This window comes from Terriglobus sp. ADX1, from assembly GCF_036877645.1.
GTDB lineage: Bacteria > Acidobacteriota > Terriglobia > Terriglobales > Acidobacteriaceae > Terriglobus.
The window spans coordinates 20,423-35,190 of the sequence record NZ_JAEDXV010000021.1; the positions used below are offsets into that span (position 1 = coordinate 20,423).

At 56.2% G+C, this 14,768-nt stretch carries 11 protein-coding genes, 2 tRNA genes and 1 riboswitch; of the genes, 2 read left to right on the plus strand and 11 right to left on the minus strand.

Annotated features, from left to right (window positions below; genetic code table 11):
- The first annotated feature begins 240 nt into the window (after nucleotides 1-240).
- Nucleotides 241-2,349 (plus strand): winged helix-turn-helix domain-containing protein, encoded by a 2,109-nt coding sequence (locus JAO32_RS14050; RefSeq protein WP_334241443.1) that lies wholly within the window; start codon nucleotides 241-243, stop codon nucleotides 2,347-2,349.
- A 291-nt stretch (nucleotides 2,350-2,640) separates the two neighbouring features.
- Here the strand turns inward: JAO32_RS14050 and JAO32_RS14055 are convergent.
- The 9 genes from JAO32_RS14055 to JAO32_RS14095 all read right to left on the minus strand — a co-directional run bounded on the left by JAO32_RS14055 (nucleotide 2,641) and on the right by JAO32_RS14095 (nucleotide 10,691).
- A tRNA-Asp gene (locus JAO32_RS14055) sits at nucleotides 2,641-2,717 on the minus strand.
- Nucleotides 2,718-2,884: 167 nt separating this feature from the next.
- A complete protein-coding gene (locus tag JAO32_RS14060; RefSeq protein WP_334241445.1) occupies nucleotides 2,885-4,159 on the minus strand; it encodes a voltage-gated chloride channel family protein in 1,275 nt (424 codons plus the stop codon).
- A gap of 55 nt (nucleotides 4,160-4,214) precedes the next feature.
- A riboswitch (Fluoride riboswitch) is annotated at nucleotides 4,215-4,284 on the minus strand.
- A 19-nt stretch (nucleotides 4,285-4,303) separates the two neighbouring features.
- A tRNA-Val gene (locus JAO32_RS14065) sits at nucleotides 4,304-4,380 on the minus strand.
- A gap of 23 nt (nucleotides 4,381-4,403) precedes the next feature.
- Nucleotides 4,404-5,786, minus strand: coding sequence for a glycoside hydrolase family 28 protein (locus JAO32_RS14070; RefSeq protein WP_334241448.1), 1,383 nt, complete (start codon nucleotides 5,784-5,786; stop codon nucleotides 4,404-4,406).
- A gap of 34 nt (nucleotides 5,787-5,820) precedes the next feature.
- Nucleotides 5,821-7,686, minus strand: a complete 1,866-nt coding sequence (gene feoB / locus JAO32_RS14075) for a ferrous iron transporter B (protein ID WP_334241449.1) — start codon at nucleotides 7,684-7,686, stop codon at nucleotides 5,821-5,823.
- Nucleotides 7,683-7,913 (minus strand): FeoA family protein, encoded by a 231-nt coding sequence (locus JAO32_RS14080; protein WP_334241451.1) that lies wholly within the window; start codon nucleotides 7,911-7,913, stop codon nucleotides 7,683-7,685. Before JAO32_RS14080 ends, feoB begins: the two co-directional genes overlap by 4 nt.
- Before the next feature lie 125 nt (nucleotides 7,914-8,038).
- Nucleotides 8,039-8,854, minus strand: coding sequence for a tyrosine-protein phosphatase (locus JAO32_RS14085; protein ID WP_334241453.1), 816 nt, complete (start codon nucleotides 8,852-8,854; stop codon nucleotides 8,039-8,041).
- 8 nt (nucleotides 8,855-8,862) lie between these two features.
- On the minus strand, nucleotides 8,863-9,558 hold the full coding sequence (gene purQ, locus JAO32_RS14090) for a phosphoribosylformylglycinamidine synthase subunit PurQ (RefSeq protein ID WP_334241454.1): 696 nt from the start codon (nucleotides 9,556-9,558) through the stop codon (nucleotides 8,863-8,865).
- A gap of 83 nt (nucleotides 9,559-9,641) precedes the next feature.
- Entirely contained in the window at nucleotides 9,642-10,691 is a 1,050-nt protein-coding gene (locus JAO32_RS14095) for an alpha-amylase domain-containing protein (protein WP_334241456.1), read from the minus strand.
- A gap of 412 nt (nucleotides 10,692-11,103) precedes the next feature.
- Here JAO32_RS14095 and JAO32_RS14100 point away from each other — a divergent pair, with 412 nt between their 5' ends.
- A complete protein-coding gene (locus JAO32_RS14100; protein ID WP_334241458.1) occupies nucleotides 11,104-11,625 on the plus strand; it encodes an AI-2E family transporter in 522 nt (173 codons plus the stop codon).
- On the opposite strand, the gene JAO32_RS14105 is transcribed toward JAO32_RS14100, so the two are convergent.
- Entirely contained in the window at nucleotides 11,622-13,409 is a 1,788-nt protein-coding gene (locus tag JAO32_RS14105; RefSeq protein ID WP_334241460.1) for an ABC transporter permease, read from the minus strand. The genes JAO32_RS14100 and JAO32_RS14105 overlap by 4 nt on opposite strands.
- Complete coding sequence (locus JAO32_RS14110; protein ID WP_334241461.1) at nucleotides 13,406-14,740, minus strand: ABC transporter ATP-binding protein; 1,335 nt, start codon at nucleotides 14,738-14,740, stop codon at nucleotides 13,406-13,408. Before JAO32_RS14110 ends, JAO32_RS14105 begins: the two co-directional genes overlap by 4 nt.
- Nucleotides 14,741-14,768: the final 28 nt, after the last annotated feature.

Below are 14,768 nucleotides of genomic sequence, written 5' to 3' on the forward strand. Positions count from 1 at the left end.
TGATGTACACATTGCTCGCAAAAAGCGGATGGAACACTCTAGTGGCAGACATTGGCAAAACTCCTGGAGAGTCAAAAGAAGGGCGAACCCCTCAAAGCACAGAATTCTCACCGTTGGGTACTGAACTGCGGCTTCGTAATTCTGGGAACTTCATCACGCTAATACCTGGTGAGATAGAAGTCCTCAAATGAACGATTGAGGCAGATCAAAAATCAACGGATTTTCCCCAAGGTCCCTGATATGAAACAGATACTGCATTTTGGTGAATACACGTTTGAGGCCACACAAATGGTTGTCATGCGTGGGATTGAGATAATTGATATGCCGCAACGCCAGCGCGAGGCTCTGGCATTGCTCTTAAAGGCACAAGGGAAGGTAGTATCCCGAGAAGAATTTCTCGATACTGTCTGGAAAGGTGTCGTCGTCGAGGAACATAATCTTACGCAGACCATATTCATGTTGCGGAAAGCCCTCGGCAAGCTGCCAAACGGACGCGAATATATCGAGACAGTACCCAAGAAGGGGTACCGTATATCAGTAGGGGCCCTAACCCAGGGTAACTTGCTATTTACGGAAAACTCGGACTCCGAAGACCCGCTAGATAGGTTGAGAGTAGATCTCGGTGTTAAGCTCCCTAACCAACATGTGCATCAAGTTGTGACAGTGAAATCGTCCTTGCTGATAGGACTGATTGCTTTGTTTATCTTTGCTGTCATACCCATTGTTGGAAATGTCTACAACCAACGTGAAGACCTGCGCGCAGTGACAAAGCTCACTCGGGATGGGTTCACAAAAGTGAGCAAAGCTCCCTTGATACTCAACAAGGGAAAGATCCTTTTTACGGAACTCCGCGGTAAGAAGTCTTACCTTGCTTCTGTTCCCATTGACGGGGGCACTATCGGCGCGGCGGCACTGGGGCTTGCAACTGGATATATTTCCAGCGTCCAGTCAGAGAACCAGGAAGCCCTGGTTTCCAAGGGTGACAGCGATGGCCCCATTACCGCTGTTACGCTGCAGGGCCAGCCGTCACAACCCATGACAGAGCTATTTGGCCGGTCGGCTTCGTGGTCTCCAGATGGCACTCAAATCGTGTACGTCTCTCAGCAGCAGGTCATGTTAGCCGATAGCAATGGGCAGAACGCATCGGTGCTTGCTACAACTGCAGGCACTCCCTTTTGGCCGTCCTGGTCTCCCGATGGAAGCGCTGTAAGGTTTTCCGTCCATGAGGCGAACGATCAAATGAGTTTGTACGAGGTTGATCTTGCCAACCGCAGTGTGACTCCAGTTCTGAGGGGAGATCCGTACGAGCACCATGCTTGCTGTGGTTCCTGGAGCGCTAATGGAAAATATTTTGTCTATACCGTAGATAGCGCGGGCTCATCTTCCATTTGGGCGAGACGGGAAAAAATATTCAATTGGAAAAGAAGCGGCAGTCCTTGGGAAATAGCCTCGGGACCTGTTGATTTCTGGAGATCACCTACACTCAGTCCGGATCTTCGCCACCTCTATGCAATGGGGGAGCAGAGCCGACTCTATTTAACAATGCTGAGTCGCGATTTTGAGCCAGTTCTTCGGGATCTCTCAGTGTCGTCGATGAGCATCTCGCACGATGGTGAGTGGATTGCCTACACGTTGCATCCTGAAGGAACTCTCTGGAAGAGTAGGCTCGATGGGAGCGAACGAGTCCAACTCTCAGCCCCCGGCGAGTTTGCGAAATCTCCACAGTGGTCAGAGGACGACCGCAGTCTGATCTATGTGCGAGAGAAAAATGGTGGAAACACAATTGCCCGTGTGAATGCGGCCGGTGGCGGTTCGCGGACGACTGTCGCAGGCATACGCGATGTACGGCAGATAGCCTATGCACCGATGGGCGAGAGGATTGCTTTCGAATCTCAATCAGGAGCAAACCACTTTGAGAGTGCGATCTTTATTCTGAAACTTGGTGATCACAGTGTTGAGACATTACCTGCGTCTTCAGGCCTGTCGTCGGTGAAGTGGTCACCGGATGCCCGCTATTTGTCGGCAGTGACGAATGATCAATCCAAACTTAAGTTGTTTGATGTAACCACTCAGACCTGGCATGACATTTCTTCATCCGGTGCGATCGGAGCACAGGCTTGGGATCGGAAGAAGAACATTCTTTATTTCATTGAGGCTCAGAATGGTAGCTACGTTCTGATGAAATACCAGGTTGCTGGCGGTAAACCAGTGGAGGTGCGGAAGATGCCTGAGCGCTACGACGAGGATTATGCGTCGAGCATTCTCGAGGTCACACCGTCTGGAGAACTGCTGTTCGGCTATTCCGTCGGAGAAAATGAACTCTACGACATTTCGATCGACCTCTCATGATCGGAATAGAAGTTGACCAGAGCTGCTATTACGGAATCATTCTTGATGATGATTCCGTAATAGCCACTACTGGTCAGTAGGGTGATGACAACGGAATCAAAAGCAGGCTCATTGCACAGGCGGATAAACTCACACGAGAGTGTGGCTCAGAACAGGCGACTGATGATTGTGTAATAGGAACTTGTATCAGCGATGAGATACGAATGAAAAGTCGCCTTGTGTGTTTTATTGGATGTATAGATTGGTCTGTCACTTGTTTAGCCACTCAAAGGCGATCCGCTTACGATTGAGTGGCGGGGACGACGGGGCTCGAACCCGCGACCTCTGCCGTGACAGGGCAGCGCTCTAACCAACTGAGCTACGTCCCCAAAGTGCATTCACACTTTGTTGTTTCTGGGTGCTCGAGGCTTGTTCCCTTTCAGGTCCAGAACCGAACTGCCCAACAACAAGATTGAGTGTATCAGGTTTGATCTTTGTTTACACACTTTGTCTGAACCTTTTCCTGTGCATTTCTTTTCCATTCGTGTGACAGGCGTTATCTGTCTGCGTTTTCTTCCGATTGCAGCTTGGCTTCAAGGGTGAGAGGAAGCTGTTCTGCGTACTTGTTGCTGCGGATGCGCTGTGCGTGGTAAATGCCGTTGTGTCCGGAGAAGAGATAGCTCAGGATGCAGGCGATGGCCGCGTAGGCGCCTGCTTCAGCTCCGAAGAGTTCCATAGCCATCAGGGTGGACGCCAGCGGTGTGTTGGCAGCGCCTGCGAAGACGGCGACGAAGCCCATGCCAGCAAGGAGGGAAGCTGGCAGAGGAATCACCGAGGAGAGGGCGTTGCCCATGGTGGCACCGATGAAGAACAGGGGAGTGACTTCGCCACCCTTGAATCCGGTTCCCAGTGTGACCGCGGTGAAGACGAGTTTGGCTGCGAAATCGTAAAACGGCAGATGTGTGTGGAAGGCCGCGACGATGGTGGGAATGCCGAGTCCTAGATATTTCGCTGTGTGCGCGTAACCGATGCCGAAGACGGCTGTCGTCACCAGAAGTCCGCCCATGACAGGGCGGACTTCCGAGCGGCGGATGAGGCGTCGCATGGTGCTGGCGATGGCATGGGTCAGGCGCGCGAAGAGCATGGCGACCAACCCAAAGAGGACGCCTGCGATGGACGCATAGAGGATGGTGCGTACATTGAAGCCAGGTACTTCAGAGACGGAGTACACCGTGTGATGAATGCCGGGGAGGATGGGCTCCCATGCGCGTGTGACCAGGTCGCCCACAAAGGCGGCAAGGAAGCAGGGGGCTATGGCGTCGTAGCCGATGGCCCCGATGGCAAGTACTTCCATGCCGAATACGCCGCCCGCTAACGGCGTTCCAAAGACGGAACCGAAGCCAGCGCTGACGCCGGTCATGAGCAGGATGCGACGATTCTGAGGCGATAGACGGAGCGGGCGCGTGAGTTGGTCGGCGAGGGATGCGCCGGTCTGCACAGCGGTCCCTTCGCGGCCTGCGGAGCCGCCAAAGACATGGGTGAGGAAGGTGCCGATCAGGATCAGCGGCGTCATGCGGAAGGGGATGACGTCTTTGGGATCGTGAATCTGTTCGAGGATGAGATTGTTGCCCGCTTCGACTGTTTTGCCAAAGTGACGATACATCAGACCCATCAACCATCCGACAGGAGCAAGCAGAAGAATGAGCCAGGTGTGGCTTTCGCGCAGGTTGGTCGCATACGTCAGCGATGCCAGCAAAATAGCGGAAGCTGTTCCCGCGGCAATGCCGACATAGCAGGCAATGGGAATCCAGCGCAGCAGATGGCGGATCATGCCGAAAGGTTCTTTGAAAAATTGTCGGAAATCAATTTTGGGCAATGGGCCTCCTACAGTTGTAGGAGTCATCAGCTCCAGCCTGTCGGCTGGGCATCAAGGCGAACCCCATCGCCTCTTGGTTGTGTATTGCGAGAACGGTGATGGTGGGCAAGGAGGGATTCGAACCCCCGACATCCTGCTTGTAAGGCAGGCGCTCTAACCAGCTGAGCTACTCGCCCGTTCCTGATACAGGATAACAAATTTACTTGAGTATGTACGGTGTTGCCGGTGGAAGAATCTCATCGGGGATTTTCGGCATGGCGGATGCGGGCAATTCCACTGAGCCTGCGAGCCCTTTTCCTGTGACATTTCTTGTAGACAGCAACGGGCCATTGAAGCCTGTGACCGTTACATTGCGAATCTCAACGTGAGTTGCATTGGCTATCTCCATGCCTTTGCGGCAGGTGCCGGAGATGTTTGCGAGAACGAGGCCGTCGAGCGGCTTCTTTGGATGAATCTCGGTCGCAAGGACAAGCTGTGGCACATCCTGCACGCGGATGTCCGTAAAGCGCAGGTTGCGAAATTGCGGCAAGCCTTCATCACCGGGGACTGGATCCTGATCCTGCAAGCCGCTGCCGAGGCTGTTGAGGCGCAGGAAGCCTTCACGGCAGCCGGAGACGTCGATATTGCGGAAGGTGATGTCTTCAATGAATGCGCCGCGGCCACTGCGTGTCTTGACGTAGACGCCATGCGTGTATGCGGAGAGGATCTTACAGTGCTCCACGACCACGTTACGCACGCCACCAGATGCTTCAGAGCCAATGGAGACGCAGGCCCAGCGCGCATCGGTAAAAGTACAGTTCGAGATGTGAATGTTCTCGGAGGGCCGTGCCATGCGATAGGCTTCGGAGCCGCGTCCGCTCTTGATGGCAATACAGTCGTCGACTGTGCGGAAGGTGCAGTTGTCGATGATGACGTTGCGGCATGAGTCTGGATCAATGCCGTCTGCACCACTTTCAATCGTGACGTTGCGGAAGGTCACATCGTCGCTGAGTACGGGATGGATGGACCACATGCCGTACTGCTTCGTGAAGATGTTGTCGACGGTGACGTTGCGGCAGTTTGTGAACTCCAGCAATGCAGGCAGGCGCATGCGCGAGCCCTTTTCCAGACGGCCAACAATTGCTGAACTGCCGATGATGCGGCCTGGCCCCGTGACGCGAATGTTGGTGGCATCGACCGCGTTTAGAAATGCGGAGTAGCCCTTGATGAACTTGCCTTCCCAGCGCACCTGCGCCAGGGGATAGTCCTGCATGTCTGGCGAACCGGTCAGCGTTGCGCCTTCTTCTATGCGCAGTGTGGTGTTGGAGTGAATCTGCAACGCGCCACTGAGGTATTCGCCTGCGGAGAGTACGACTTCGCCACCGCCAAGCAGGGAACAGCGATCTAGCGATTGCTGCAACGCGAGTGTGTCTTTGGTTTTGCCGTCGCCAGTGGCCCCCATATCACGCACATGGATGGTCACTCCCAATGTTTTCGGTGTTGCAGAGGTCTTTGCGTGTTGCGCGTCGTTCGCGATCCATGGCAGTGTGGCCACCGCGGCTGCGGTGGTCTTCAGAAACGTGCGGCGAGGAAGCGGCGTCATGCCCTGGAGGTTACTGCGTTGCTACAGAAGAAATCTATAGATGCATGGCAAGCGCAATGCGATAGGTGGCGAAAGATGCGCCATAGGCCAAAATCGTCATATACGCGAATTGCAGCAGAGGCCACTTCCAGCTATTCGTCTCGCGGCGTACAACGGCAAGCGTGGCAGTGCATTGCATGGCGAGCGCGAAGAACACCAGCAATGCGATCGCTCCTGCAAGTCCGATTTCAGCACGCAAGGCATCGCCTACGTTGACCTGACCGTAGAGTGTGGCCAGCGTACTGACGACGCTTTCACGTGCAACGAACGCACCCAAAAGCGAAATACCCACATTGCGATTCAGACCAAGCGGATGCAGCAGAGGCTGAATCACATCGCCCAAACGGGCAAGGTAGCTTGCGCCCACATCGCTGGGTTGGCCGTTGTGAAACGGCATGTGCGACAGGAACCAGATGGCCAGATTCAGCACCAGAATGACCGTGCCCACCTGCTTCAGGAAGACCATGCTGCGGTCGTAGATGGCGAGTGCCACGGTGCGCAGGCGCGGCATGCGGTAGTTCGGCAATTCAATGGCGAACATGGATGCGCGGCCCTTGAGTACGCTGGAGTGCAACAGTTTTGCGGTGAACAATGCTGCGAGAAGGCCAACTGCGTAGAGCAGCATGAGCGTGACAGCTTGCAGCCCGAGCAGATTGCCAAGGACCTTACGTTGCGGGATGAATGCTGCAATGAGTAGCGCGTACACAGGCAGACGCGCGCTGCATGTCATGAACGGCGCGATCAGGATTGTTGCAAGACGGTCGCGCTTGGAAGGGATGGCACGTGTTGCCATGATCGCTGGCACAGCGCAGGCATAAGCGCTAAGTAGTGGCAGGAACGAACGGCCGTTCAGGCCCACGTGGCCCATGGTGCGGTCCGCAATGACGGCTGCACGAGCCATATAACCGGAATCCTCAAGCAGCGTAATCACAAGGAACATGCAGAGGATGGTGGGCAGGAAGCCAAGGATGGATGCAATGCCATTCCAGATGCCGTCGACGATAATGGCGCGCAGGATGGCATCCGGAATATGTTCGCCTGCCGCAATGCCGATGTTGCCAAGCCATGTGCTGAGCCATTGGCCTGCAGGATAGGCGAGGCGAAACATGATTTGAAACGCCGCGGCGATGAAGAAGATGCACATCAGCGGCCCGACGACCGGATGCAGAGCCCAGCGATCAAAGGCTCGTGTGAACTTGGAGTGATGCGGGCGGCGATACGCGCCGGAACGAGTGAGCGTATTACAGTCCGTTGCGCATCCGGGCGCAGCGTTGCCGCCAGCCTGCAGCACGGGAAGAATCTGTGCGGCGGCATGCTCTCCATTCAGGAAGTGGGAGATGGCTTCCATGCCCGTGCCGCGTGATGCGCTGATCAAAGCCGTAGGCGATCCCAGTTCGCGTGCCACGGCCAGCGGATCAATGTAGCCGTTGCGTGCCACCAGCTCGTCTGCCATGTTGATCAGCACCATGGTGGGCAGACCGCATGCCAGCACTTCATGGATCAGGCCCATATAGCGGTGCAGCGCTGTACCGTCAACGACGAGCAATACCGCATCCAGCTTTGGCACGCCGGGCTGTGCACCATGCAGGACATTGACGGCGATCTTTTGATCTTCGCTCTCGGGTGTGAGCGACCATACGCCGGGAAGGTCAATTACCGTCTGCCCGGATTTCAATTTGCCGGAGCGATGCTCCACCGTGACGCCGCTGTAGTTACTGACCTTCTGACGCAGTCCTGTAAGGCGATTGAAGAGCGTGGTCTTGCCGACGTTAGGCGGGCCGATGAGGCCGATGGTGTGATACGTCCCCGCAGGTCGGGCCGGTGCGGACTTCTCCACGGCGATGACCGTTGCGGTGCTCACAGGGCACTCTCCATGCGAATCTTTACTGTCGAAGCGGTCTCACCGCGCAGGGCAATATCAAAACCATCCACCCGAACGATGAGAACGGTGCGCCGCGAAAGGGTTCGCACCACTTCCACTTCTGCTCCGGCGTTCAGGCCCAAGGCGCACAGGTGGCAATAAGCCTCGCCCTGTGCCACGCCCAGCACCGTGGCTTTCTCTCCATGCTTCAACTCTGCCAGGTGCACTGCGCGGTCCTTCTTCCAGAAACTTCAGCGGCGTGGAACGCACGCTTCTACTATCGTAACGCAATCTACGACAGATTTAGTCCTTGATTGTGATGAGGTTGTTCCCCGAAACGACTCTGTTTCTTTCAGCGGCCGAAGATGCGACGCCAGAAGGAGGGCTTTTCATCTTCGTCGTCTTCGCCAAACTGGTTCTCAAAGACGCCGATGGGGGCGGGTTGCAATGGCCACGCTTTGCCTTCAAAGACGGCACGGGGATTCGTGACGCAGAGGCGTTCCGCGGTTTCCGTACCAAGCCGTTCCGATACAAGGCGATACGCAGAACTCATATGCGGCGGGCGGCGGTCCAGGTTATGCGCGTCAGTGGCCAGGAAGTGAACCCAGCGCTTCTCCAGCAGCTCCCATGCAAAGGTTTCGGCAGTACTGCCGAAATGGCCCGTGACGGAGCCAGCGGTTACCTGCAGCAGCAGGCCGCTCTGCATCCATTCGCGCAGGCGGTCGCGCGTGCGTTGCAACGTTTGGTTGCGTTCAGGGTGGGTCAGGATCGGCGTCAGACCGTCCACGCGAAGCTGGTAGATCACCTCATCAATACGGTTTGGAATGCCAACATCGGGTAGTTCGATGAGCAGGTATTCCGTTTCGTTGATGGTGTAACGGCGTTTGTGGACGCGTGCGTCTTCCGTGTTTTCCCAGTTGATATGAAAATCGCAGCCAAGGCCCAGCGTGATCTTTGCAGCGATTTCTGCGGGCAAGGCTTCACGCAACTGTTGTAGCAGCTCTGCGTTGCGTTCACGGTTGTACTTCCACGTATCGTCTGCATGAGGCGTGGCTACGATATGGGTGATGCCATCTTCCACTGCCATGGTGACCATCGCAATGGACTGTTCGAGACTCTTGGAGCCGTCGTCTACGCCGGGCAACAAATGGTGGTGGATATCAATCATCGGCAAAATCAGGCAGTCTGAAGGCTGGAGATAAGTCCCTGGAAGAGTTTGAGGCCGTCGGCTGTGCCGAGGATGGATTCGCTTGAGCGATCCGGATGCGGCATCATGCCAAGCACGTTGCGGCCTTCGCTGAGTACGCCCGCGATGTTTTCCAACGAACCATTGGGGTTGGCATCAGCAGTGATATCGCCCGCAGGGGTGCTGTAACGGAAGGCGATACGATCCTGCTTCTTCAGCGTAGCCAGTGCGTCGGCGTCGCAGAAGTAGTTGCCTTCCATGTGGCCAATGGGCATCTGGAGAACTTCGCCGCGCTGCAGCAGGTGTGTGAAGGGAGAATCGTTCGTTTCTGTACGCAGGTTTACCTGTTTGCAGATGTAACGCAGACCCGCGTTGCGCATCAGTGCGCCGGGCAGCAGGCCGCTCTCGCACAGGATCTGGAAACCATTGCAGATGCCCATAACGGGGCCACCCTGTGCGGCAAACTTCTTCACCGAACCCATGATGGGAGCAAAGCGCGCAAGCGCACCAGTGCGCAGGTAATCGCCATAGGCGAAGCCGCCGGGGACCAGGATGGCGTCGCATCCCTGCAGATCCTCGCTGGCATGCCAGAGAAAGGTCGCAGGCTGTTGCGCGACAGCATCGATCACGTTGTAGGTGTCGTGGTCGCAGTTGGAACCGGGGAAGACAAGCACGCCAATCTTCATGCTTCTAGGTTACAGGACGTTGGCTGGAAAAGCAGAACGCAGCGCCGTCAGCAAACCGCCACGAGCGCTGCGCTCGTTTTTTGCTATTCAAACACCGGAGCGTAGACGCAGTAACCGCGCGGTGGAGCAGGGAATTCGCCGTTGCCCTCTTCGTCTGTGCCGCGCTCGTCCGGATGCGCCTGGTCGTGGCCGTCCCATGCCACGGGAACGAATCGCGTGTTGGTCCACTTGGTCTTCACCGTGGTACCGCTCCACTGGTTGCCAAGGTTATTCAGCACGTAGATGAGGCCGCTCTGATCTTCCGTGCCGCCGCGCTGCGAGATGTACAGGTCCGGATCGGCGTGCAGAATGCAGCTTTCACCACCGGCATGTTTGTGGTGCGCCTGCACAAGAGCGTCAATGCCGTTCGGAGTGTTGGGGCGTGCCAGTTCGAAGTTGTAGTAGTCCTTCCAGAAGACGCACGGATAACCGTCTTGCGTCAGGATGAAGGAGTAGCCAAGCATCTTGTCGTTGACCACTTCATTGCCGCCCATGTCGTGGTTTTCAGTAAACGTCACCGCATTGAACGGACGTGCCGCGGAGACAGAACCGCCATCGGTGAGATTGCGCAGGTCGTAGTTCGGTGTATCGCAGACGTCCTTCAGCTTGTAGCGCAGGGGGAAGTCGAATGCTGCAATCTGCGAGTCAGTTAACTTGCTTACGGCATCCAGCCATCCGCCAATGTCTTCCGGGCCGCTCCAATATTCACCCACAACGAATGGCGAAAAGTCAGGGTTGTCCTTCTTCTGATATTGATACTTGGCGAGTAGCCCGATCATCCATGCGCCAAAGCCTTTGACGAAATCGAAACGGAAGCCATCGAAGTCCAGTTCTTCAATGATCATGCGCGCGTATTCATACATCGCCGCATAGACCTTCGGATTGCGATGGCACAGGTGCGGGAAGCCAGCGAACTGCTCGCCCTCCATCATCACTTTCTCGTAACGAGAAGGATGAAAGCAGTCCCAGTTACGTGCGAACTTACCACTCTTTGGATTGAATTTTGTCCAGCGCTTCTGCCCGTCCAGTGGGTTTTCTTCTTCTTCGTCAGCGCCACTGTTGTGGTTGATGACCATGTCGGCGATCGCGCCCATGCCGTTGTCGTGAATCGTCTTGATGAGGTTCTCCAGTTCAGCGCGATTGCGAAGCTGGTCTTCACAGCACCCTTCTGGTCATAGTCACCGAGATCGAAGTAATCGTAAGGGTCGTAGCCCATGGTTCCTACGTCTGCACCTTTGCTGATGGGAGGCAGCCAAATGGAATCGAAACCAATGCCGTTTTTGCCCAGCGCTGGAATTTTCTCCGCTACATAATTCCACCATTCGCCCAGTCGGTCTTCTTCCTTGGCACAATCCCAATAAAAGCCCTGCATCATCACAGCCATGTGTTCCCTCGCATACAGTCCCAGAAGCGTCGCAAACTCTGCGATTCGCGCGGATTTTCCTGTCGTTCGACTTGCTGTGATGCATCCAATCGTCTGTGCGTTTGTTGCATGAGGAGCGTAACGTGGCGGACGAGCAGTATCCCTATCGGCAGGCGAATCCTTACGAAGCCCCACCTTCACAACCGTCAGATCATCTGCGCACGGCTGGCACTGCGCTGATGGGATGGTGGCGCGCCACGACACTCGACGCTCTCTGCGTGGGGTTGATGTGGTTTGTGGGCTTGTACTTCATCCATGTGCCGTGGGCTCCGCTTTGGGCGCTTGTGGCGGCTGTCTGTCAGTTTGTGCCTGGCATTGGAACAGCCTTTGCCGTGTGTGGACCGGCAATTGCGGCGTTCTTCGCATCCATCGACACGGATCTGGACAAACTGTGGTGGACGCTGGGGCTGTACGCGTTCATCGCGATCGTCGATGGCGCGTTGATTCAACCGCTGTTGCTGAAACGCAGCACGCTGGTGCCGTGGTGGGCGGCAGTGCTGGGACCCATTGCGGGCGGTATCCTTCTACCGCCGTGGGGCGCTTTGCTGGCTCCGCCGGTGCTTGCGGTGATCTATGCGTTGCGAAATGCCAGGCGGAGTCGTTAAGCGCCCAGGCGATACTTCGATTCGGCCAATCGGAACAGCGGACGCCACACAAGACGGTTGATGGTAACCACCATCAACGCCATCACAATCGTGGCCAGCAGCAACACCGCGAAATTGCCAGCGTCGGTTGCTGCACTGATCTGTTCGCCCAGACCGAAGGCTGTCATCGTTTTGCCCTTCAGCCGGAAGTATTCCGCAATAATGCTGGCGTTCCATGCGCCGCCGCTTGCCGTGATAAGGCCAGTCAGCAGGTAAGGGAAGATGCCGGGAAGAATGATGGTCTTCCAGCGCTGCACAGTGCCGAAGTGGAAGAGACGCGAAACCTCTTTGAGATCGTTCGGGATGGCAGTGGCACCGGCGATGACGTTAAACAGCACATACCATTGCGTGCCAAGCAGCATCAGCAGAATGGCCGCTGTATTCATGCCGCCACCACTACGCAATAGAAGCAACAGGATTACGGGGAACAATGCAGTAGCGGGCACGCTGGCTGCGATCTGTGCCAACGGTTGTGCAATGCGCGCAAGACGCGGATGCGAACCGATCGCAACGCCAACTGGTACAGTCCACAACGTTGCGAGGAACAGGGACGCGATCACACGCAGCAGCGTCATGCCTGCCCCACCGAGCACAAGGCCGAATTCCTGACGGTCGATGGAATGCAGCAGATGGAGAGCCTGTATCGCCGCATAAGCCACTGCCGCGAAAATCACCAGCGCCAGGGCTACTTGTGCAAGTGCAGAAGGCGAGCGTTGATCACCATCGTCCAGGGTGACATGCGTTGGGCCGCGCTTCGCTTCGTGTTGGTACAGCTTATCCAGCAGAGGAGAAAGAGTAACGTGCCGCATCCGCTTCACGAAGCGCGATTGCTGCAGGATGGCCAATAGGGGCGACCGTACATGACGTGCGCTTTCCACCTGTTCAAACTTGAAACGATCACTCCACGCAATGATGGGGCGCCACAGTAGCTGATCTGTTGCAACGATGATGAGAATCATCGTGAAAAGACCCCACAGGATGGCTGTGGTGTTGCCTTCGCTCGCAGCAGTCTGCAGATAGCTGCCGAGGCCGGGCAGACGGAAGTCGCGCGAGCCCAGAACGAACATTTCGCAGGCCATCAGAAAGAACCATCCGCCTGCAACGGAAACCATGCTGTTCCAGATAAGGCCGATGGCGGCAAACGGAAGTTCAAGCTGAAATAAGCGCTGCCAACGCGAGTAGCCATAGATGGCGCTGGCTTCTGTTAACTCGCGCGGAAGGCTCTTCAGCGATGAGTAAAACGAGAAAGCCATGTTCCACACCTGGCCGGTAAAGATGAGCACAATCGCGCCCAATTCCAACCCAAGCTGACGCGAAGGGAACAGAGCGACCATCGCCAGCATGACACCGGGAAGGAAGCTCAGCACGGGGATGGATTGCAGAATGTCCAACGCCGCAATCATCAGCGCTTCCATCCTGCGGCTATACGCGGCCACGTAGCCATAGCCAATGGCGAATGCAAGGCTCAACAGGTATGCCAGGAACATGCGAACGATGGAATAAAGCGCATACAACGGCAAGGCCCGTGGAGAGAGCGATAACGTGACCTGCGGCTCTGGGTGTCCCAGCCAGAGTCGTGCAATCTGCACCACGCCGTAAAACGCAGCAAGGCCAATGCTGGCAACGATGAGATCAAGAAGGAATGGCCAGCTTCTGCGGACCGCCTGCGAACGCGCAAGGGTGCGCGGGATGACCATCTCACCCCGTGCCCGCAAATTACTGAAGCTGCCAGGCAGCATCTTCATTCGTGCGTCTCCACAGCGGGTTCAGCGACGTGCGCCAGGATGAAGCGGTGGCGCTGCGCATCAAAGTCAAACAGTTCTGCATAGCGGCCCCAGTTGATGGCCGTTTCAAGCTGTCGCAACGTTTCTTCCTCGCTGAACTGTTCGTCCAGCATGTCGTGGAAGAACTCTTCCGGTACCGAGCCGTCGCTCTTGGCTTCCAACGCGCGCATGATCTGGCGCAGCAACAGCACATGTTGCAGTGCGGCTTCGCGGAAGATCTCCTTCTGCCGAAGGATTTCTGCATTGGCGTATTCCGTGCCGTTGGGAGTAAGTGTGGCGTCGCCTTCCGTAACCGTTAGGAAACCTAACAATGAGGCGGCGTCAACGATAGGCAGCAAGTCGTCGACTTCGAAAGCGAGATCATCGGCAAGGCGATAAATGTCAGCCTTGCCGCCATGATCCACCATCAATTCCAAAAGACCAGCAATGCCGCCGGGACGTGCATGCGGCAACATCTGATAGCTCATCAAACGCTGGTCGCGAACACGCTTGCCACCTGCGGTGCGCGGCAACTCGGGCGGCTGTGCTTCAGGCTGCGTCAGCACTTTGTAGATGTAGTCCACCAGTTGCGTAAATGCTGCAGCCTTGCGATCGCGAGGATGTTGCAGGGCGACACGGAAATCCGTGCGTACATGGCCGGGATTACGACCCAGCACAATGATGCGATCCGCAAGCAGAACTGCCTCTTCAATGTTGTGCGTCACGATGAAGATGGCCTGCGTGGGCATCGTCTTCTTCTGCCAGAGTTCCAGCAATTCTGAACGCAGGTTTTCTGCAGTGAGCACGTCGAGAGCAGAGAAGGGCTCATCCATGAATAGAACTTCTGGTTCGACAACGAGCGCCCGCGCGAAGCCCACACGCTGACGCATGCCACCGGAGAGTTCCTTGGGATACGCGTGCTGGAAGCCGTCAAGACCTACCGTATCCAGCATCTTCATGGCGCGCTTACGGCGCTTCGCCGGTTCCATGCCGCGCGCCTGTAGCGGAGCTTCCACGTTCTCCAGCACCGTTAGCCACGGAAAGAGAGCGAAGCTCTGGAAGACGATGGAGACGTTGATTTCTGTCTGGCCAATAGGTTTTTCATGCCAGTACACCTGGCCACCTGAGGGCACTGAGAGTCCGGTGAGCATGCGCAGCAATGTCGACTTGCCGGAGCCGGATGGCCCCAGAAGTGCGACAATTTCGCCCGGCACAATCGACAGATCTGTCGGCGAGATAACCTGAATACGGTTCTCGCTCGGCTGAGCATAATATTTTTCAACGCGTTCGGCGCGAATGATGGCCTGTTGCATTGGGCGTCTCCATTGGCAGTGGAGCCGG

Coding starts and splice junctions, on each gene's coding strand:
- JAO32_RS14060 (WP_334241445.1), bottom strand. CDS start 4,159: ATGATCCGCCATCTGCTGCGCTGGATTCCCATTGCCTGCTATGTCGGC.
- JAO32_RS14085 (WP_334241453.1), bottom strand. CDS start 8,854: ATGATTGATATCCACCACCATTTGTTGCCCGGCGTAGACGACGGCTCC.
- purQ (WP_334241454.1), bottom strand. CDS start 9,558: ATGAAGATTGGCGTGCTTGTCTTCCCCGGTTCCAACTGCGACCACGAC.
- JAO32_RS14070 (WP_334241448.1), bottom strand. CDS start 5,786: ATGACGCCGCTTCCTCGCCGCACGTTTCTGAAGACCACCGCAGCCGCG.
- JAO32_RS14095 (WP_334241456.1), bottom strand. CDS start 10,691: ATGGGCGCGATCGCCGACATGGTCATCAACCACAACAGTGGCGCTGAC.
- JAO32_RS14050 (WP_334241443.1), top strand. CDS start 241: ATGAAACAGATACTGCATTTTGGTGAATACACGTTTGAGGCCACACAA.
- JAO32_RS14110 (WP_334241461.1), bottom strand. CDS start 14,740: ATGCAACAGGCCATCATTCGCGCCGAACGCGTTGAAAAATATTATGCT.
- JAO32_RS14105 (WP_334241460.1), bottom strand. CDS start 13,409: ATGAAGATGCTGCCTGGCAGCTTCAGTAATTTGCGGGCACGGGGTGAG.